The sequence below is a fragment of the Achromobacter sp. CF-sbj1-Ac2-l genome, assembly GCF_052698165.1.
Window position 1 is genome coordinate 5,945,143 of sequence record NZ_CP199855.1, and the last position, 18,930, is coordinate 5,964,072.

At 66.3% G+C, this 18,930-nt stretch carries 19 protein-coding genes; 11 read left to right on the plus strand and 8 right to left on the minus strand.

The genetic code is table 11. The annotated features are described in order from the left end of the window. Nucleotides 1-247 precede the first annotated feature (247 nt). The 5 genes from rodA to ACUDCK_RS27295 form a co-directional block, all read right to left on the minus strand. Nucleotides 248-1,384 carry a rod shape-determining protein RodA gene (gene rodA, locus ACUDCK_RS27275; protein WP_049076918.1) on the minus strand — a complete coding sequence of 379 codons (1,137 nt, stop codon included), beginning with the start codon at nt 1,382-1,384 and terminating at the stop codon, nt 248-250. Next, on the minus strand, nt 1,381-3,309 hold the full coding sequence (gene mrdA, locus ACUDCK_RS27280) for a penicillin-binding protein 2 (RefSeq protein ID WP_054500383.1): 1,929 nt from the start codon (nt 3,307-3,309) through the stop codon (nt 1,381-1,383). The genes rodA and mrdA overlap by 4 nt, the downstream gene beginning before the upstream one ends. Before the next feature lie 17 nt (nt 3,310-3,326). Beyond that, nucleotides 3,327-3,896 (minus strand): rod shape-determining protein MreD, encoded by a 570-nt coding sequence (mreD, locus tag ACUDCK_RS27285; protein WP_054500382.1) that lies wholly within the window; start codon nt 3,894-3,896, stop codon nt 3,327-3,329. Further along, nucleotides 3,883-4,767 (minus strand): rod shape-determining protein MreC, encoded by an 885-nt coding sequence (gene mreC / locus ACUDCK_RS27290; RefSeq protein ID WP_049076925.1) that lies wholly within the window; start codon nt 4,765-4,767, stop codon nt 3,883-3,885. The genes mreD and mreC overlap by 14 nt, the downstream gene beginning before the upstream one ends. A gap of 84 nt (nt 4,768-4,851) precedes the next feature. Next, the gene (locus ACUDCK_RS27295; RefSeq protein WP_006391829.1) at nt 4,852-5,895 is read right to left on the minus strand and encodes a rod shape-determining protein; all 1,044 of its coding nucleotides are present in this window, start codon (nt 5,893-5,895) and stop codon (nt 4,852-4,854) included. A gap of 226 nt (nt 5,896-6,121) precedes the next feature. On the opposite strand from ACUDCK_RS27295, the gene gatC reads away from it, so the two are divergent. The 5 genes from gatC to ACUDCK_RS27320 all read left to right on the plus strand — a co-directional run bounded on the left by gatC (nt 6,122) and on the right by ACUDCK_RS27320 (nt 10,224). Then, the gene (gatC, locus tag ACUDCK_RS27300) at nt 6,122-6,430 is read left to right on the plus strand and encodes an Asp-tRNA(Asn)/Glu-tRNA(Gln) amidotransferase subunit GatC (protein WP_054500381.1); all 309 of its coding nucleotides are present in this window, start codon (nt 6,122-6,124) and stop codon (nt 6,428-6,430) included. Nucleotides 6,431-6,433: 3 nt separating this feature from the next. Then, on the plus strand, nt 6,434-7,972 hold the full coding sequence (gene gatA / locus ACUDCK_RS27305) for an Asp-tRNA(Asn)/Glu-tRNA(Gln) amidotransferase subunit GatA (RefSeq protein WP_054500380.1): 1,539 nt from the start codon (nt 6,434-6,436) through the stop codon (nt 7,970-7,972). Nucleotides 7,973-7,974: 2 nt separating this feature from the next. Continuing rightward, nucleotides 7,975-9,432: an Asp-tRNA(Asn)/Glu-tRNA(Gln) amidotransferase subunit GatB gene (gene gatB, locus ACUDCK_RS27310; protein WP_175144072.1), complete on the plus strand. Its 1,458-nt coding sequence runs from the start codon at nt 7,975-7,977 to the stop codon at nt 9,430-9,432. A gap of 127 nt (nt 9,433-9,559) precedes the next feature. Continuing rightward, a complete protein-coding gene (locus ACUDCK_RS27315; protein ID WP_054500378.1) occupies nt 9,560-9,811 on the plus strand; it encodes a hypothetical protein in 252 nt (83 codons plus the stop codon). Beyond that, nucleotides 9,808-10,224, plus strand: coding sequence for a type II toxin-antitoxin system VapC family toxin (locus ACUDCK_RS27320; protein ID WP_244976983.1), 417 nt, complete (start codon nt 9,808-9,810; stop codon nt 10,222-10,224). Before ACUDCK_RS27315 ends, ACUDCK_RS27320 begins: the two co-directional genes overlap by 4 nt. 68 nt (nt 10,225-10,292) lie before the next feature. Here ACUDCK_RS27320 and pyrE read toward each other — a convergent pair whose 3' ends face one another. Continuing rightward, nucleotides 10,293-10,982 carry an orotate phosphoribosyltransferase gene (gene pyrE, locus ACUDCK_RS27325; RefSeq protein WP_054500377.1) on the minus strand — a complete coding sequence of 230 codons (690 nt, stop codon included), beginning with the start codon at nt 10,980-10,982 and terminating at the stop codon, nt 10,293-10,295. 134 nt (nt 10,983-11,116) lie between these two features. On the opposite strand from pyrE, the gene ACUDCK_RS27330 reads away from it, so the two are divergent. Further along, a complete protein-coding gene (locus tag ACUDCK_RS27330) occupies nt 11,117-11,905 on the plus strand; it encodes an exodeoxyribonuclease III (protein ID WP_049076940.1) in 789 nt (262 codons plus the stop codon). Between the two features lie 451 nt (nt 11,906-12,356). Beyond that, on the plus strand, nt 12,357-13,703 hold the full coding sequence (gdhA, locus tag ACUDCK_RS27335) for an NADP-specific glutamate dehydrogenase (RefSeq protein WP_054500375.1): 1,347 nt from the start codon (nt 12,357-12,359) through the stop codon (nt 13,701-13,703). A 98-nt stretch (nt 13,704-13,801) separates the two neighbouring features. On the opposite strand, the gene ACUDCK_RS27340 is transcribed toward gdhA, so the two are convergent. Further along, nucleotides 13,802-14,293: a copper chaperone PCu(A)C gene (locus tag ACUDCK_RS27340; protein ID WP_054500374.1), complete on the minus strand. Its 492-nt coding sequence runs from the start codon at nt 14,291-14,293 to the stop codon at nt 13,802-13,804. A 19-nt stretch (nt 14,294-14,312) separates the two neighbouring features. Continuing rightward, nucleotides 14,313-15,212, minus strand: a complete 900-nt coding sequence (locus ACUDCK_RS27345) for a LysR family transcriptional regulator ArgP (RefSeq protein WP_049076946.1) — start codon at nt 15,210-15,212, stop codon at nt 14,313-14,315. Nucleotides 15,213-15,361: 149 nt separating this feature from the next. On the opposite strand from ACUDCK_RS27345, the gene ACUDCK_RS27350 reads away from it, so the two are divergent. From ACUDCK_RS27350 to ACUDCK_RS27365, 4 genes are all read left to right on the plus strand, one after another. Continuing rightward, nucleotides 15,362-15,994, plus strand: a complete 633-nt coding sequence (locus ACUDCK_RS27350; protein ID WP_054500373.1) for a LysE/ArgO family amino acid transporter — start codon at nt 15,362-15,364, stop codon at nt 15,992-15,994. A gap of 5 nt (nt 15,995-15,999) precedes the next feature. Continuing rightward, nucleotides 16,000-16,365, plus strand: coding sequence for an antibiotic biosynthesis monooxygenase family protein (locus tag ACUDCK_RS27355; protein ID WP_054500372.1), 366 nt, complete (start codon nt 16,000-16,002; stop codon nt 16,363-16,365). 52 nt (nt 16,366-16,417) lie between these two features. Continuing rightward, a complete protein-coding gene (locus ACUDCK_RS27360; RefSeq protein ID WP_054500371.1) occupies nt 16,418-17,359 on the plus strand; it encodes a LysR substrate-binding domain-containing protein in 942 nt (313 codons plus the stop codon). A gap of 333 nt (nt 17,360-17,692) precedes the next feature. Then, entirely contained in the window at nt 17,693-18,856 is a 1,164-nt protein-coding gene (locus ACUDCK_RS27365) for an ABC transporter substrate-binding protein (protein ID WP_049076952.1), read from the plus strand. The last annotated feature ends 74 nt before the right edge of the window (nt 18,857-18,930 follow it).

Sequence of the window (18,930 nt, forward strand, 5' to 3'; positions counted from 1 at the left end):
CGGCGGGCGACGCAAGACTCTCTCCTTACCCCACGCTGCAGCAGCGTCACATTCCTCGACACCGGTAGCCCGGGGCGGTGGGCGCACGGGGGGGCGCGCCGTTCAGATGCGCCCGACGGAAACCGTAGGGAGCCGAAGGCGGACGAGGTTGAGGACGGGGAAGTCCGGAGCGAACGCTCCGGACCGCAATCGCAGGCGCGCCCACCCGTGCGCCCACCACCCCGGGCGGCCTACGAAGAAAAACTGCTCAGCTCTTGACCGACCGATGCCGACTAATGCTCATCATGATCCCAAACGCAATCCCCATGGTGAACAACGCGGTACCGCCATAGCTCATGAAAGGTAATGGCACGCCCACGACAGGCAGAATCCCCGTCACCATGCCCACGTTCACAAATACATAGATGAACAGCATCATCGTCAACGCCCCGGACAGCAACCGCCCGAACTGCGATGACGCGCGCGAAGCGATGGTCAGGCCGCGGGCCATCATCAGGCCGTACAGCACCAGGATGGCGATGCCGCCGTACAGGCCGAATTCCTCGGCGTAGACGGCGAAGATGAAGTCGGTGGTGCGTTCGGGAATGAAGTCCAGATGGGTCTGCGTGCCCTTCATGTAACCCTTGCCGTAGACGCCGCCCGAGCCCACCGCGATCATCGACTGGATCGTGTGGAAGCCCTTGCCGAGCGGGTCGGAACTGGGGTTGAGCAGCGTGCAGACGCGATGCTTCTGGTAGTCGTGCAGCACCACCCAGTTGACGTCCGGTTCGCATAACTGGTCTTCGTAGTACACCAGCGTGCCGATGCCGATGATGCCGGCCAGCATGACCGGGACCAGCAGCTTGAATGAGAGGCCGGCGAAGTAGATGACGAAGAAACCGGCGCCGAACACCAGCAGCGCGGTGCCCAGGTCGGGTTGCAGCACGATCAGGCCGAAAGGGGCCGCCAGCATCGCGGCGGCGGCCAGGAAGTCGCGGATGCGGACCGCGCCCTCGTGGCGCTGGAAGTACCAGGCCAGCATCATGGGCACGGCGATCTTCATCATCTCGGACGGCTGGATGCGGGTCACGCCCAGGTTGAGCCAGCGCGTCGCGCCCTTGCTGGTCTCGCCGAAGAATTCCACGCCCAGCAGCAGCACCACGCCGACCACGTAGAACGGCAAGGCCAGCTTCATCAGCCACTTGGGCGGGATCAGCGCCATGGTCCACATGGCGAAGAAGGCGATGATGAAGTTGCGCGACTGCTCGGCGAAGCGCCAGTCGGTGCCGCCCACCGCCGAATGCATGACGGTCAGGCCGAGCGCGGCGAACATCATCAGGATCGCCAGCAGCGGCCAGTCAAAGGCCGTGAAGACGCGCAGCAGGATCAGGCCGAGACGCTTCATTGTTGGCGCACCAGGTCGGAGGTGATGGTTTCGACCGAGGCCGTCGACGCGTTGCGCTCGGGGCGCTGGATCTTGTCCTGGCGGTCCTTGGACAACCAGTAGTCGAATACCTTGCGCGCCACCGGCGCGGCCACGCTGGCGCCCCAGCCGGCGTTCTCGACGATCAGGGCGACCGCGATGCGCGGGTGTTCCAGCGGCGCGAAACCCATGAACAGCGCGTGGTCGCGCAGGCGTTCGTCGATGGCGCTGGCGCGGTAGTGGCCGCCACGCAGGCTGAAAACCTGGGCCGTGCCGGTCTTGCCGGCGGCCTGGTAGGGTGCATTGGCAAACGCGCGGCGCGCCGTGCCGGCGCGGACCACGTCGGCCATGGCGTTCTTGATGACGTCGACGTTGGCCTGCTTGAGCGGGATGCGGTAGTCGGGCGCGGACTCGGTGGGCTTGGCCACGCCCGAGCGCGGATCCCGCACCGCGTGCACCAGGTGCGGACGGCGGTACAGCCCGTCGTTGGCCAGCGTCGAGGTGCCCTGCGCCAACTGCAGCAATGTGAAGGCGTTGTAGCCCTGGCCCACGGCGACGGAGATGGTCTCGCCGGCGTACCAGCGCTGGCGTTCCTTGTCCTTGTAGGCCGAACGCTTCCAGTCGGTGGACGGCAGCACGCCGCGCTTTTCGCCTTCTAGGTCGATGCCGGTGATCTGGCCGAAGCCGAATTGCTTGGTGAAATCGTGCAGCGCGTTCACGCCGATCTCGGGGCCCAGCGAATAGAAATACGTATCCGACGACACCACGATGGCCTTGTGCATGTCGGTCATGCCGTAGGCGGCGCCGCCGGCGTTGCGGAATTTCTGGCCGCCGAACTCGAAGTAGCCGGGATCGGAGATGCGGTCGGTGGCGCGGCGCTTGCCCAGCTCCAGCGCCGCCAGGCCAACGAAGGGCTTGTAGGTCGAGCCGATCGGATAGGTGCCGTACAGAGGCCGATTGATCAGCGGGTGGTCCGGCGATTCGTTCAGCATGCGCCAGTTGTCCACGTCGATGCCATCGACGAACAGGTTGGGGTCGAACGAAGGCTGCGATACGAAGGCCAGCACCTCGCCGGTGTCGGGATCGATCGCCACCAGCGCGCCACGCTGGCCGACGAAGGCTTCCTCGGCCACCTTCTGCAGGCCCAGGTCGATCGACAGCATGATGTCCGAACCAGGCACGGGATCGATCCTGCGCAGCGTGCGCATGGGGCGTCCGCCCGCGGTCACTTCCACTTCTTCGAGGCCGGTGCGGCCGTGCAGGGCTTCTTCCCAGGTTTTCTCGATGCCCTTCTTGCCGATGACGTCAGTGCCCCGGTAATTGCCCAATTGGCCGGCGCGCTCGAGTTCCTCGATGTCGCCCTCGGCAATGCGGCCGATGTAGCCGACCACGTGGGCGGCGGACTGGCCTTGCGGATACTCGCGCACCCAGCGCGCGCGCAGCTCGACACCCGGAAACTGGAAGGCGTGGGCGGCGAACCAGGCGGCCTCGGTTTCATTGAGGTTGTTGCGCAGTTGCAGGCTGGCGTAACGGCTGGACTCGGCCGCGCGGCGCTTGAAGCGGCGTTGGTCGGCCGGGCTGATGTAGACCACCTGCGTCAACCGCTCGAACAGCGCATTCATGTTGCCGGCCTGCGCCGGCACCACTTCAAGCGTGTAGGTGCGGTAGTTGCGCGCCAGCACCTCGCCGTTGCGGTCGAGGATCTCGCCGCGGCGCGGCGGGATCGGCACCACCGCGATGCGGTTGCGGTCGGCGCGCTCGGACAGGCCTTCGTAGCGGTCGACCTGCAGGTACCAGAACCGGCCCACCAGCACGCCGAAGCAGGCCAGCGCGAACACGCCGCCCACCCAGGCGCGCAGGCGAAAGCGCTGCTTCTGCTGCTGGCCGGTTTTCTTGAATTCGAACATGAGACGCGGCGCCGCCGTCAGGCGGAGGAAGATTCGGCGTCGTCGGCGCCGCGCTGCGGCAAGTGCAGCACCCAGCCCGCCAGCGGCCACAGAGCAGCCGTGATGGCCACGCTGACGCCCCAATCCCAACCCGGCCACTTGCCGGCCAGCCAGGCGTGGATGATCTGGGTGAGGAAACGGGCGATCAGGAACACAGGCAGCATGTGCATGGCCTGGCTCCAGAGGTCGAACCGTTGCAGGCGGCGGTGCAGCACCACGGCGCCGTAGGCGACCAAGGTGTAGGACAGCGCGTGCTCGCCGAGCAGGCCGGCGTCATGCACGTCCATCAGCAGGCCGAAAAAGAAGGCGGTGAACAGGCCGACACGGCGCGGCTCGTGCACGCACCAGAAGGCGATGATCAGGATCAGGACGTCCGGCGCGCCCTGCCACAGGCGCCAGGGCAGCAGCGACACCAGCCAGACCAGCAGGATGGTGCCCCAGACGAACACCCCGTGCGCGGGGCCCGACAGGCGTTCCGGGTGGACGTTGCTGGGCGTGCCCAGCCGGCGCCGCGGTTGCCCGGATGATTGTTGGTTAGTCCGATCCACCGGAATCGACCTCCTGACGGTTGGACTCGGCACGTTCCACGTCCACCTGCAGGACCAGGAAGTGGCGATAGCGTTCAGGGTGGGCCAGCGGTTCGCAGACGGCGCGCGCGAAGCCGGAAGCGGTATCGCGCTCGACCGAGGTTACTTTGGCCACCGGCAGGCCGGCGGGAAACAGCCCGCCGACACCGCTGGTGACGATCGTATCGCCTTCCTTGATGTCGGCATTGGCCGCGAGGTAACGGACCTCCATCTTGCCGGGAGAGTTCCCGCCAAAGGCGATCAGCCGCAGGCCATTGCGCAGCAGTTGCACCGGAATGGACACCTGCTCGTCGGTGACCAGGGCGGCTTCGGCCGTCATGGGGGTCACGCGCACGATCTGGCCGACCACGCCGCCTTCATCGATCACGGGCATGCCCGGCGCCAGGCCGGCCTTGCTGCCCTTGTTGAACACCAGCCGCTGGTTGAAGGCGTTGGTAGGCTCGTACAGCACTTCCACCACCACGGCCGACTGCGCCACGGTATCGGTCACGCCAAGCAGGCGGCGCAATTGCGCGTTTTCGGCGGCCAACTGGGCCGCGTGCGTGGCAACCTGGGCCAACTCGATGCGCTGGCGCTGCAGGGCTTCGTTTTCAGTGCGGATGAGGTTGGCGGCATTGACCCACTCGTTGACCTGTTGAACCAGGTCGCGCGGCGCCATGACGGCGCGCTGGAAGGGATACAGCGCCACGGACATCGCGCGGCGTGCCGGTTCCAGCATGCGCCACTGCGAATCCATGATGATCAGAGCCAGTGCCAGGACGACCAGGATGACCAGCCGCACCTCCGCGGGAGGGCCGCGCCTGAATAGGGGGGGAGTCCCTTGTCGTTGCATGAATCTCAGCCCGGGCGCCCGCGCCCGCAGCCCCCGCAGCGGCCGGAGCCTGGAAAAAGCGGGGCTCCGGGCTGGCGGGCGGAATTAGTCGTTGATGAAGATCGCGCCCAGTTTCTCAAGATGTTCCAGCGCCTCGCCGCAGCCGCGCACGACGCAGGTCAGGGGATCATCGGCGACCACCACCGGCAGGCCGGTCTCTTCCTGCAGCAGGCGGTCGAGGTCGCGCAGCAGCGCGCCACCGCCGGTCAGGGCAATGCCCTTGTCGGTGATGTCGGCGCCGAGTTCGGGCGGGGTCTGCTCCAGGGCGATCTTGACGGCCGAGACGATCTGGTTGAGCGGGTCGGTCAGCGATTCCAGGATTTCGTTGGACGACACCGTGAAACTGCGCGGCACGCCTTCGGCCAGGTTGCGGCCCTTGACTTCGATTTCGCGGACCTCGGAACCCGGGAATGCCGAGCCGATTTCCTTCTTGATGAGTTCGGCGGTGGGTTCGCCGATCAGCATGCCGTAGTTGCGGCGGATGTAGTTGACGATGGCCTCGTCGAACTTGTCGCCGCCGACGCGCACCGAACCCTTGTAGACCATGCCGCCCAGCGAGATGACCGCCACTTCCGTGGTGCCCCCGCCGATGTCCACGACCATGGAGCCGCTGGCGTCGGAGACGGCCAGGCCGGCGCCGATGGCCGCGGCCATGGGTTCTTCGATCAGGAACACGTGCGAGGCGCCAGCGCCGAGGGCCGATTCGCGGATGGCGCGGCGTTCAACCTGGGTGGAACCGCAGGGCACGCAGACGATGATGCGCGGGCTGGGCGCCAGCATGTTGCGCGGGTGCACCATGCGGATGAACTGCTTGAGCATCTGCTCGGTGACCGTGAAGTCGGCGATGACGCCGTCCTTCATGGGCCGGATGGCCTCGATGTTGCCGGGCACGCGACCCAGCATCTGCTTGGCCTCCTGCCCGACGGCCTGGATGATTTTCTTGCCGTGCGGCCCGCCTTCATGACGGATAGCGACCACGGAGGGCTCATCGAGCACGATGCCCTTGCCGCGGACGTAGATCAGCGTATTGGCGGTACCGAGGTCGATCGCCATATCGCTGGAAAAATAACTGCGCAGGAATCCGAACATGGGAGCTCAGCTAAATTCTGGGGGGAATTGGGGTCATGCCGCGGGGCGTACGGCCCAGGAAAGCCTGGGTGCGCCTGTCATCACGGCGATTAAACCGTGAATCATAACTTATAATTTCCCCGGAAATAGCGCATAAATGCAGGCTATTCAAGCTTTGTAACGGGTTTGGCATGTGCATACTGCCCAGTCCCCCCTCGGCCTCCGCTTCTCTATATTTGCAATCCCCATGGCGCTCAATGACACAGATGTGGCCCGCATTGCCAGGCTGGCCAGAATCGAACTGACCCCGGACCAGCGCGGCCACGCGCAGGCCGAGCTCAATGGCATCCTCCACCTGATCGAACGGCTGCAGGCCGTCGACACCCAGGGCGTCGAACCCCTCGCCCACCCGCTGTCGGCCCACGAGGACATCGTGCTGCGCCTGCGCCAGGACGCCGTGACCGAATCCGCCTCGGAGGCCCGCCGCGCCGAACTGCTGGCCAACGCCCCCGATGCCCAGGACGGTCTTTTCCTGGTCCCCAAGGTTCTCGATTAAGCCATGACCCAACCCGCCCTGCATACTCAATTCGAGGGGATCGCCGCCCTGCGCGCGGCCCTCGCCCAACGCCAGGTCAGCGCCGTCGAGCTGGCGCAAAGCTCGCTGGCGGCCGCCGAGGCGGCCAGCGGCCTGAACGCCTTCTTACATATTGATGCCGAATTGACGCTGGCCCAGGCCCGCGCCGCCGATGCCGCGCTGGCCGCCGGCAATGCCGGTCCGCTGGCGGGCGTGCCCATCGCCCACAAGGACGCCTTCGTCACCCGCGGCTGGCGCACCACCGCCGGCAGCAAGATGCTGGACGGCTACGTCAGCCCGTTCGACGCCACCGTGGTCGAGCGCCTGCAGGCCGCCGGCGCCGTGTCGCTCGGCAAGCTCAACTGCGACGAATTCGCCATGGGCTCGGGCAACGAGAACTCGGCCTACGGCGCGGTCCGCAACCCGTGGGATCCGGCCGCCGTGCCCGGCGGCTCGTCGGGCGGTTCGGCCGCGGCCGTCGCCGCCCGCCTGGTGGCCGCCACCACGGGCACCGACACCGGTGGCTCGGTCCGCCAGCCCGCCGCGCTGTGCGGCGTCAGCGGCATCAAGCCGACCTACGGCACCGTGTCGCGCTACGGCATGGTCGCCTTCGGCTCCAGCCTGGACCAGGCCGGCCCGCTGGCCCCCAGCAGCCGCGATCTGCTCGAACTGCTGGACGTCATCAGCGGCTTCGACCCGCGCGACGCCACCAGCCTGGAGAAATGCGACGCCGCCATCAACGAACCGGGCCGCGTGCGGCGCGATTTCGATGCCGCGCAAGGCAAGTTCGACGCCGCCGGCAGCCAGCCCCTGAAGGGCCTGCGCATCGGCGTGCCCGAGGAATACTTCGGCGCCGGCCTGGCCCCGGACGTGGCCGCCGCGGTGCAGGCCGCTCTGGCCCAGTTCGAAGCCCTGGGCGCGGTGCGCGTGCCGGTGTCGCTGCCGCGCACCGAGCTGGCCATCCCCGCCTACTACGTCATCGCCCCCGCCGAAGCGTCGAGCAACCTGGCGCGCTACGACGGCGTGCGCTACGGCCACCGCGCCAAGCAGTACGGCGACCTGAACGAGATGATCAGCCGCTCGCGCGCCGAAGGTTTCGGCGACGAGGTCAAGCGCCGCATCCTGATCGGCACCTACGTGCTGTCGCACGGCTATTACGACGCCTATTATCTGCAGGCCCAGCGCCTGCGCCGCATGATCGCCCAGGACTTCCAGCGCGCCTTCGCCGGCCAGTGCGACGTCATCATGGGCCCGGTGACCCCGACGGTGGCCAAGAACATCGGCGACAACCGCGACGACCCCACCGCCGACTGGCTGGCCGACGTCTACACGCTGGGCGTCAGCCTGGCGGGCCTGCCGGCCATGTCGGTTCCGTGCGGTTTCGGAGGAAGCGAGAATCTCCGCCCCGTCGGCCTGCAGATCATCGGCAATTACTTCGACGAAGGCCGCCTCCTGGCCATCGCCGACCGCTACCAACAAGTCACGACGTGGCACAAGGCCACGCCGGCCCAGCAGGACGCCTAAGCATGAACTGGGAAATCGTCATCGGCCTGGAAACGCATACCCAGCTTTCCACCGACTCCAAGATCTTTTCGGGCAGCAGCACCGAGTTCGGCGCCGCGCCCAACACCCACGCCAACGAAGTCGACCTGGCCCTGCCCGGCAGCCTGCCGGTCATGAACCGCGGCGCCGCCGAACGCGCCATCCGCTTCGGCCTGGCGGTCGGCGCCGAGATCGCGCCGCGTTCGGTGTTCGCCCGCAAGAACTACTTCTACCCCGACCTGCCCAAGGGCTACCAGATCAGCCAGTACGAACTGCCGGTGGTGGTGGGCGGTTCGCTGTCGTTCTTCGTCGGCGAGGAAGAAAAGACCGTCAACCTGACGCGCGCGCACCTGGAAGAAGACGCGGGCAAGTCCTCGCACGACAATTTCACCCTGGCCAACGGCTCGCCGGCCAGCGGCATCGACCTGAACCGCGCCGGCACGCCGCTGCTGGAAATCGTCACGGAACCGGAAATGCGCTCGGCCGCCGAGGCCGTGGCCTACGCCCGCGCCCTGCACAGCCTGGTGGTGTGGCTCGGCATCTGCGACGGCAACATGCAGGAAGGCTCGTTCCGCTGCGACGCCAACGTCTCCGTGCGTCCGGTCGGCCAAAAGGAATTCGGCACCCGCACCGAGATCAAGAACGTCAACTCGTTCCGCTTCCTGGAACGCGCCATCACGTATGAAGCGCGGCGCCAGATCGAGCTGATCGAGGACGGCGGCACCGTGGTCCAGGAAACCCGCCTGTACGACGCCGACCGCGACGAAACCCGCAGCATGCGCAGCAAGGAAGACGCGCACGACTACCGTTACTTCCCCGATCCCGACCTGCCCACGCTCGTGATCTCGCGCGAATGGGTCGACCAGGTCCGCGCCGCCATGCCCGAACTGCCGGCCGCCCAGCGCGCCCGCTTCGAGTCCGAGTATGGCCTGCCGGCCTACGACGCCGCGCAACTGACCGTCAGCCGCGATCTGGCCGCCTATTTCGAGGCCGTGGCGCACGCGCTGCCGGCCGGCCAGGCCAAGCTGGCCGCCAACTGGATCATGGGCGAAGTGGCCGCCACCCTGAACAAGGAAGAAAAGGCCATCGCCGAGGCGCCGGTGCAGGCGCCGGCCCTGGCCGCGCTGATCAACCGCATCATCGACGGCACGATCTCCAACAAGATCGCGCGCGAAGTGTTCGGTGCCATGTGGGCCGGCGAGAACGGCGGCCAGCCCGACGCCATCATCGAAGCCCGCGGCCTCAAGCAGATCAGCGACACCGGCGCCATCGGCGCCATGATCGACGAGGTGCTGGCGGCCAATCCGGCCATCGTCGAGGAATACCGCGCCGGCAAGCAGAAGGCGTTCAACTCGCTGGTCGGCCAGATCATGAAGGCCGCGCGCGGCAAGGCCAACCCGCAGCAGGTCAACGACCTGCTCAAGCAGAAGCTGGATAGCTGATCCCTCTGCGCCACCCCGACCTCGAGGCGGCGCGCAAGATCAGACCACTCCTATGGCCGCGGCATCTTGTCGCGGCCTTTTGCTTGGCCAAGAATGATCCGGTCAATTCCGACTGGAGATTTCGGCCATGAACGCCCCCTACCTATCCATCCCACGCGAACAAGTTGCGGATCGACTCGACGAAATGATCCAAGCCGCAAACGATGGTGTGTTCGTTGTCATCACCCATGACGGTCTGGCGCAAGCGCAGCTCAGGCGGGTCAATCCCCTGATGACCGAAGCGGGTCACAATGCGATAGAAGAACTGAAACGGTTCCCGGCCATCCCGTACACCGACGAAGCCACCTGGTGGTACGCCGTCAAAGGGGTCCGCGAATGAAGCTCGTGCTCGATGCCTCGGTTGCGTTGAGCTGGCTGCGATTGCCCAGTCAAACCTGCAGCGAACAGGCGTTTGCCATCCTGGACGACCTGAACGGCGAAGCCATCCTTGTCCCGCAGATCTGGCCAATGGAAGTGGCTCAAGGCACCTTGCGCGTCGAGCGGCAGCAACAGGCCACGGCAGCCATATTGGCCAAATTCTCTGCCGTGCTGAACAGCGTACCCGTCGTCAACGAATCGCGCCCCTCTACCGCCTGGTTGCCTCAATGCGAGCGGCTCGCCCGCGAACACGGGCTTACCGTTTACGACGCATCGTACCTGGAACTCGCGTTATGGCGCGGCGCGGCGCTGGCCACGTTCGAAACGTCTGGCGCAAGCGGCACATGCGAGCGGCGTGTTGGTCGTTGGGCATGAGCCGACCCACAGGCTCGACGAGCCTGTCGCGCGATACGGTGGCCGGCAATGCCTTGGCCGACTCGCGCTTACTTCACCCCGTACTTCGTCCGGTACGCCTGCACCGCCTCGCGGTGCTCGGCGAACGCGGCGTCGTCCTGCAGCAGCGCCATGATGTCCGCCAGCGATGCAATCGCCACCACCGGAATGCCATAGGTCTTGGCCACGTCCTGCACCGCCGAGTGCGCCGACAGCGCGTCGTCGGCGCCCGCGCGTTCCATGCGGTCCATGGCGATCAGCACCGCGGCCGGCTCGGCGCCGGCGCTGCGGATGATCTCCACCGACTCGCGCACCGAGGTGCCCGCGGTGATCACATCGTCGATGATGACGACCTTGCCCTTGAGCGGCGCGCCCACCAGGGTGCCGCCTTCGCCGTGGTCCTTGGCTTCCTTGCGGTTGTAGGCAAACGGCACGTCGCTGCGGCCCTGCATCGCGGGATGGCTGGCCAGCGCGACAGCGGTTGCCGTGGCCAGCGGGATGCCCTTGTAGGCCGGGCCGAACAGCATGTCGAAGGCCACGCCCGAATCCAGGAGCGCCTGGGCGTAGAAACCCGCCAGCTTGCCGACCGATGCGCCGCTGTTGAACAGGCCCGCATTAAAGAAATAGGGACTGATACGACCAGACTTCACCTTGAAGCTGCCGAAGCGCAGCACGCCTTCGTTCAGGGCGAAGCGGACAAAGTCGAGCGAGGTGGCGGAGGCGGTGTGGGCGGCAGACATGCGAGGAGGATCCGGGAGGTGGCAAACCCGGGCATTTTATCCGCTGTCGGGGCCTTTCCCGGACAACGTCGCCCAGTCGGTTAAATTCCTGGCATTGTTCCGGCCGTTTCCGGCCGCTCTACAGGAGTCCCGCTTTGCTGCGCATCACGTCGATCAACCTCAATGGCATCCGGTCCGCCTTCCGCAAGGGCCTGCAACCCTGGATGGAAAAGCACGCCGCCGACGTGCTGTGCCTGCAGGAAATCAAGGTGTCCGACGAGGACCTGACCGACGACCTGCGCCACCCGCCGGGCTACACCGGCCACTTCCACCATGCCGTCAAGAAAGGCTACAGCGGCGTCGGCATCTACCTGCGCGACGCGGCCGAGCGCGTCAATATCGGCCTGGGCTGCGAGGAGTTCGACCCGGAAGGCCGCGTCATCCGCGCCGACTGGAAAAACCTGTCCGTGATCAGCGCCTACCTGCCCTCCGGCTCCAGCGGCGACGAACGCCAGCAGGCCAAGTACCGCTTCCTGGACCGCTTCGGCCCATGGATCGACGAGTTGATGCACGAACACAAGAAGACCGGCCGCGAATTCATCATCTGTGGCGATTGGAACATCGCCCACAAGGAAATCGACCTCAAGAACTGGAAGGGCAACCTGAAGAACTCCGGCTTCCTGCCCGAGGAACGCGCCTGGCTGACCGACGTCTTCGACAAGCGCGGCTTTGTGGACGTGTTCCGCACCATCGACGACCGCCCCGACCAATACACCTGGTGGAGCAACCGAGGCCAGGCCTGGGCCAAGAACGTCGGGTGGCGCATCGACTACCAGATCGCCACGCCGGGCATCGCCGCCCGCGCGCGCAGCGTCGCCATCTACAAGGACGAACGCTTTTCCGACCACGCGCCGCTGACCATCGACTACGACGCCACGCTCTGAAGACGCGGGCGGCGGGGAGCCGAAGTCCGCCGCCCGAGCATGATTCTGCTCAAAATAAAATTAGGGACATATAAAGCAGAACTGACCTCGCAAGATGAGGACCATATCCCGCCAAAAGGCCGGATTCCCCTATGAGGCGGCGATCCCATATCGCGCTCGAGACCTCAATTATATTGGGGACATACAAATTTTCCCTGTGAATTCAATGCCCCATGGCTTCACCTATGAAATCTCGGGTTCTCCGCCCACTCGCCAAAGTCTGATACGTCACCAATAAAATAAGAAAAAAGTGCTTTGATATCAAGATGATGGCGCGCCTCTCGGCTTTGCGCAGGGCAACAAATTAGCCCTACAATCTCGCACCAAGCCGGTGCGTATTGCACCAATCCGGAGATTCGACGCCCCAAAAAAGCGCATCTCCGCACTCATTCGAAGCGCCCCCAAGGAGATCATGTTGAAAGTGCAGCGTCTGGACGACTTCCTGCGTAGCGTCGCCGTGCGCGATCCGCAGCAACCGGAATTCATGCAAGCCGTCCAGGAGGTGATGCTGAGTCTGTGGCCTTTCATCGAAAAGCACCCCCACTACGCCGAGCACGCCCTGCTCGAGCGCCTGGTGGAACCGGAACGCGTGATCCAGTTCCGCGTGTGCTGGACCGACGACAAGGGCCAGGCGCAGGTCAACCGCGCTTTCCGCATCCAGCACAGCTCGGCCATCGGCCCGTTCAAGGGCGGCATGCGTTTCCACCCCTCGGTGAACCTGTCGATCCTGAAGTTCCTGGCGTTCGAGCAGACCCTGAAGAACTCGCTGACCACGCTGCCCATGGGCGGCGGCAAGGGCGGCTCCGACTTCGACCCCAAGGGCAAGTCCGACGCCGAAGTCATGCGCTTCTGCCAGGCCCTGATGATCGAGCTGTACCGCCACCTGGGCCCGGACACCGACGTGCCGGCCGGCGACATCGGCGTGGGCGCGCGTGAAGTCGGCTTCATGGCCGGCATGATGAAGAAGCTGTCGAACTCCACCGCCAGCGTCTTCACCGGCAAGGGCCTGACCTTCGGCGGCAGCCTGATCCGCCCCGAAGCCACCGGCTACGGCACCGTCTACTTCGCCGAGGAAATGCTCAAGCGCGTCGGCAAGTCGTTCGACGGCCTGCGCGTGTCGGTCTCGGGCTCGGGCAACGTGGCCCAGTACGCCATCGAGAAGGCCATGGCGCTGGGCGCCAAGGTCGTGACGGTGTCCGACTCGAACGGCACGGTGGTCGACGAAGCCGGCTTCAACCACGAGAAGCTGGTGGCGCTGATGCACGTCAAGAACGACCTGCGCGGCCGCCTGGACGCCTACGCACGCCAATTCGGCCTGGTCTACGAACCCGGCAAGCGCCCCTGGCACGTGCCCGTGGACGTGGCCCTGCCCTGCGCCACCCAGAATGAGCTGGAGCTGGCCGACGCCGAAACGCTGATCAAGAACGGCGTGCAATGCGTGGCCGAAGGCGCCAACATGCCCGCCACCCTGGACGCCGCCAAGGCCTTCATCGCCGCCCGCGTGCTGTACGCCCCGGGCAAGGCCAGCAACGCTGGCGGCGTGGCCGTGTCGGGCCTGGAGATGGCCCAGAACTCGGCCCGCCTGGCGTGGACCCGCGAAGAAGTGGACACGCGCCTGCACGCCATCATGCGCGACATCCACGAGAATTGCGTGCGCCACGGCCACAGCGAGCGCGAATACGTGAACTACCTGGACGGCGCCAACATCGCCGGCTTCGTCAAGGTCGCCGACGCGATGCGCCAGCAAGGGCTGTATTGATCGACATGCCGGCGCCCCGTGCGCCGGCTGGCGGCAAAAGAAAGGCGGCAGGCTCGAACAGCCTGCCGCCTTTCTTTATTCCGGACAGCCTGGCGGGATCAGTGCTTCATCGCCCCGTGGTCATGGCTCATGCCGGGATTGTGCGAAGCCGGCTTGACCTTGAACTGCACCGCCACCTCGCCCGCCTTTTCAAACTTGAGCGTGGCCGGCACGGTGGCGCCCTCGGCGAACGGCGCCTTCAGCTTGATGAACATGACGTGATAGCCGCCCGGCGAAAGTTTGACCTCGCCATTGGCCGGCAGCGGGATGCCGCCCTCGACCTGGCGCATCTTGGCCACGCCGTTGGCGGTTTCGACCGTATGCAGCTCAACGCGCTCGGCAGCGTCGGAAGAGATCGATAGCAGGCGGTCGGGCGTCTTGGCATCGTTGTCGATATCCATGTAGCCGGCGCCGTTGGACTGGCCCGGCGCGGACGCGCGCACCCAGAGATCATCGACCTCGACCTCGCCAACCTTGTAGTCCTTGGCCCAGGCGGACCCGGCCGCGCACAGGCCCAGGATGGCGACAGCGGCGAACTTGCGGATGTTCATGAGGTGTTCTCCTAAAGGGTTAACGCCGCCGGACCAGGCTGCGGGCGGCTGACAGAACCGAGTCGGTCAAAGCTTCCATGGCCTCGGAGTTTACCCGCCAATGCTGCCAATACAGGGGCACATCCTCCCAGGCGCGGCCCCGCAGCAGCACCAGATGACCTGCGTCAAGATGTTCCTGCACCAGCGGTAGCGGATTCATCGTCCAGCCCAGCCCGCCCAGCGTAGCCTGCACGAAGGCGCGCGTGGACGGCACCCACCAGACCGGCGGCTGCCACGGCGCCGGGTCGGAGATCTTGTGGGCGAAGCGGGCCTGCAATGCGTCCTTGCGGTTGAACACCAGCACTGGCGCCTGCGCCAGCGTCTGCGCGTTCACGCCTTGCGCGAAGTAGCGTTTGTGGAAAGCCGGCGTGCACGTCGCTACGTAGCGCATGCTGCCCAGCGCATGGATGCGGCAGCCCTGCACCGGATCGGCCAGCGTCGTCACCGCGCCCAGCACCGAGCCGTTGCGCAGCAGCGCGGCGGTGTGGTCCTGGTCTTCGGACTGCATGTCGAGCGTGGCGCGGGTGCGGCTGGAAAACTGCAGCGCCGCGTCGACGAACCAGGTCTCCAGGCTGTCGTGGTTGACGGCGATGGGGATGCTGGCGTGCGGCACATCGTCGTCCGCCACGCCCAGCCGGTTCAGCGCGTCGTGCTCCAGCAGCGCGGTCTGCTCGGCCAATTGCACCAGTACCTGACCGTCGGCGGTGGCGGCGGCCGGCACGGTGCGCTGGACCAGCAGCCGGCCCATGCGGTCTTCGAGCGCCTTGATCCGCTGCGACACCGCCGACGGCGTCACGCTCAACGCCAGCGCGGCCCGTTCGAAACTGCCTTCGCGCACCACCGCGGCCAGGGCGCGCAGGTTGCCATGATCGATTTTCATTGGATTAGTTTTGCTTAATATAGTGAAGGAAAATTAGCTGTATTTCATATTGGCGGCAAGCGAAAATGTTGCATTGCCGGCATGCGCGACGCTGCCGGCCCGGTATTCAAGCGCCGCCACAAGGCGTTGCAGTCAAAAGGTTCGCAGTCATGTTCGCCACGTTGTCCTCCCCCCTCTTCCTCACCGCCTGGGCCAGCGGCACGGCCACCGGGCTGGGCCTGTTCGCCGTCGTCGGCGCGCAGAGCGCATTCATCCTGCGCCAGGGATTGATGCGCGCGCACCTGCTGTCGGTGGTCGCCATCTGCGCCCTGATCGACGCCATCTTCATCTTCGCCAGCGTCTCGGGCCTGCAGGCCCTGACCGCCTGGTTCCCGTGGCTGACCACCGCGGTGCTGTGGTTCGGCGTGGCGTTCCTGTCCTGGTACGCGTTGCAATCGGCGCGCCGCGCCTGGACCGCCACCGGCGGCCTGGCCGCCGCGCGCGACGTGGTGCCCTCGCGCCGCGCCGCGATGCTGGGCGCGCTGGGCTTTTCGCTGCTGAACCCGCATTTCTGGCTCGACATGGTGGTGGTGGGCTCGCTGGCCCACGGCTTCGAGGACGCCCGCATGGCGTTCGCCGCCGGCGCCTTCACCGCCAGCCTGCTGTGGCTGGCCGTGCTGGGCATCGGCTCGCGTCTATTCGCGCGCTTTTTCGCCAGCGCCTCGGCCTGGCGCGTGCTGGACGGCGTCATCGCCGTGGTCATGGCCGGCCTGGCGATCAGCCTGGCGGTCAAGGGCGTCTGACGGCCATGCCCGATACCGCCGCCTGTCCTGCTGGCCCCGCCCACCCGGGGCCGGCGCGCTACACCGCCACCTTCATCTTCGCCAAGAAGCAGTTCGACGACGACTTCCACCGGCTCGACCAGGCCATCGCCATGGCGGCGCGGACCACTCCGGGCTACCTGGGCGAGGAAGCCTGGGAAGATCCCGCGCGCGGCCTGTACGCCAATGTCTACTACTGGGAATCGCTTGAAGCCCTGGAAGCCCTGATCCGCCACCCCGCCCACCAGCAGGCCAAGGCCGCGCAGTCGCGCTGGCTGGACGGCTACCGGGTGATCATCGCCCAGGTGCTTAGGGAATACGGGGACGGACTGCCCGGTCCAGCACTTTTATAATCGCCGGGTTGCCACTCTTTCGTCGGGCGCATGGCCGGCCCGCCAGACGATCATGCGCGGACCCTCCCCTTCCAAAGACGTGCGCCTGCCGCCGCTGGCCGCCATCCAGGCCTTCGAGGCGGCCGCCCGGCTCGGTTCGTTCGAGCGCGCCAGCGAAGAACTGTTCGTCACCGCCAGCGCCATCGGCAAGCGCATCGCCGCGCTGGAAGCGCAGCTCGACGTCACCCTGTTCATCCGCAGCAGCCGAGGCGCCACCCTGAGCGCCGCCGGGCGCGAATACCTGGAGCAGGTGCGCACCGCGCTCGACCTGCTGTCGGACGCCTCGCTGCACAAGCGCGGCGAACCCAAGCTCGAGCCCCTGCGGGTCGTTTCCACGCCCACCTTCGCCCGCCAGGTGCTGATCCCCGCGCTGCCCGGTTTCACCGCCGCCCATCCGGACGTCGAGCTGGAGATCATGCTGTCGATTCCCTACCTGGACATCACGCCGCCAAACGCCGATGTCTGGATCCGCTTCGGCAGCGGCAAATACCCCGGCCTGCAAGCCCGGCCGCTGACCACCGACCCGGTGTTCGCCGTGTGCTCGCCGGCCTATCGCGACGCCCACGGCCCGTTCGACCGTCCCCAGGACCTGGCGCGCGCCGCGCTGCTGCGCTGCCCGATGGAACCCTGGCGTCCATGGCTGGCCGCGGCGGGATTGGACTGGCCCGAGCCCGCCCGCGGCGTCTGGCTGGTCGACCTGGGCATGATGCTGGCGGCGGCCCGCGCCGGCCAGGGCATCGCCTTGACCCGCCGCACCCTCGCCGCCGAATGGCTCGATGAAGGCAAATTGCTGCGCGTGCTCGACATCGAAACACCGGGTGAATCCCAGTACCACCTGTGCACCGAAATCTCGCGCCCGCCCGGCGGCGCGGCCCAAGCGTTTTCCCTATGGCTGGCCGAGGTCTGCGAACGCGCATCCCAATGGCCGCGCGGCCTGCCGGCCAAGCCGGAATAAATTTCCAGCCCCGGGCGGAAGGAAATTCCGCGCACCCTGGCGCATCGCTGGCTAGGATGCGCCGAATATGGCCGCGCGCGACAGGCAGGCGTCGCGTCTCGGCGTTCCCGGATCTTTTTCCATCGCATGCTGCATCGCAGCGCCCGAATCCGGCGCCCGTGCGCCCGTACTAGGTATTTACGCGGAAAAACCCCGCGCGGTCAGATTCGCGTAAGCGATTAAGCAGACAGTCACAACACGCAACACAGGAGCGCGCCACCAACCTCTTTCCTCGCCGCCTGGCGCCGGCACACGGTTTTCCACGCAGTTCTACTAATTACAACGGAGACATCCATGGATTTTCGTTTGAAGCTGCTTGCAGGAACCCTTGCTTTTGCCGTATCGGCCGCGGGCTACGCCGCCGACCCCATCAAGATCGGCGTGGCCGGTCCCTACACCGGAGGCTCGTCCTCCATGGGCGTCAGCATGCGCGACGGCGTGCGCCTGGCCATCGAGGAAATCAACAAGAGCGGCGGCGTGCTCGGCCGGCAACTGGTCGCGGTGGAGCGCGACGACGAAGCCAAGAACGAACGCGGCGTGCAGATCGCCCAGGAGCTGATCAACAAGGAACAGGTCACGGCCACGGTCGGCTACATCAATACCGGCGTGGCGCTGGCCTCGCAGCGCTTCTATCAGGACGCCAAGATTCCGGTGTTCAACAACGTCGCCACCGGCAGCGTCATCACGCACCAGTTCAAGGCGCCGGAATACCCGGACAACTACGTGTTCCGCAACGCGGCGCACGACAGCATCCAGGCGCCGATGATTGTCGAAGAAGCCATCACGCGCCGCGGCTTCAAAAAGGTCGCGATCCTGGCCGACTCCACCAACTACGGCCAGCTCGGCCGCGAGGACCTGGAAAAGGCCCTGGACGCCAAGGGCATCAAGCCGGTGGCCGTCGAGAAGTTCAACATCAAGGACGTCGACATGACGGCCCAGTTGCTCAAGGCCAAGGCCGCGGGCGCAGAAGCCGTGCTGACCTACGGCATCGGCCCCGAGCTGGCGCAGATCGCCAACGGCATGGCCAAGCTGGGCTGGAAGGTGCCGATCATCGGTAGCTGGACGCTGTCGATGGCCAACTACATCGACAACTCCGGCGCCAATGGCGAAGGCGCGCGCATGCCGCAGACCTTCATCCAGGACCCGGACACGCCCAAGCGCAAGGCGTTCATCGACGCCTACCTGGCCAAGTTCAAGCCCAAGAACAACCGCATCGACTCGCCGGTGTCGGCAGCCCAGGGCTATGACTCGATCTTCCTGCTGGCCGCGGCCATCAAGCAGGCCAACTCCACGGATGGCCCGAAGATCCGCGAGGCGCTCGAAAACCTGCAGACGCCCGTCGAAGGCGTGGTGATGACCTACAACAAGCCCTTCACCCACGACAACCACGACGCGATTACCGCCAAGGAAGTGGTCATCGGCGAGGTCAAGGGCGGCCGCGTGGTCAAGGCCAACTAAGTTCGTCCGCAGCAATGCGGCGGCGGCTGCCCGGCCGCCGCCGCCGGCGTCCCCGTGCGCGGGGCGCCGGCATG